At 35.0% G+C, this 589-nt stretch carries 1 protein-coding gene; it reads right to left on the minus strand.

Features of this window, described 5'->3' with window-relative positions; translation table 11 throughout:
• Positions 1–438: 438 nt before the first annotated feature.
• Positions 439–589 (minus strand): lipase-like domain-containing protein (locus IDG60_RS23520; RefSeq protein ID WP_241013423.1); only part of this gene is annotated, 151 nt, incomplete at its 5' end.

Consider the following 589-nt stretch of genomic DNA (forward strand, 5'->3'; position numbering starts at 1 on the left):
GTTTATTATTGGAAAACAACCATATAAATTGAACATTAATGCTTATTAATTATTAAGCTATGTTAAAAACACGCGGTGGGCGAAATCAGTTTGAATTGACTGACTTCGTTTTACCGCGTGTTTAATATTGTTATACATATATTCTAATTGCACATTTAAACTTCGTAAATGCCAATGGGAGTGGGACAGAAATGATATTTTCGCAAAATTATTTCGTCGTCCCACCCCAACTTGCACATTATTGTAACCTGACTTTCCGCCAGCTTCTTTGTTGGGGCCCCGCCAACTTGCATTGTTTGTAGAATTTCTTTTCGAAATTCTTTATGTTGGGGCCTCGCCAATGTTTTACTTGAATAATTCTTTTAGAATTCTAAATAATGATCCGATTAATTGAAAGAAGTCTGCAGTCATTATTAATTCCTCCCTTTACTTTATAAATTATGCTTGCTTAGTATCAGTCAGCTTTTCAGTTTTCACTAAATCGTCTGCTAAATGATGCCAAAAATCTTGTAATTCTTCTCTTGTGCGCACTGTATCAGAACTGTCTTGTCCTACAAAGTCAACATGATCCCAATCATGTTTTGTAGGC

Source organism: Staphylococcus sp. EG-SA-2 (genome assembly GCF_017152085.1).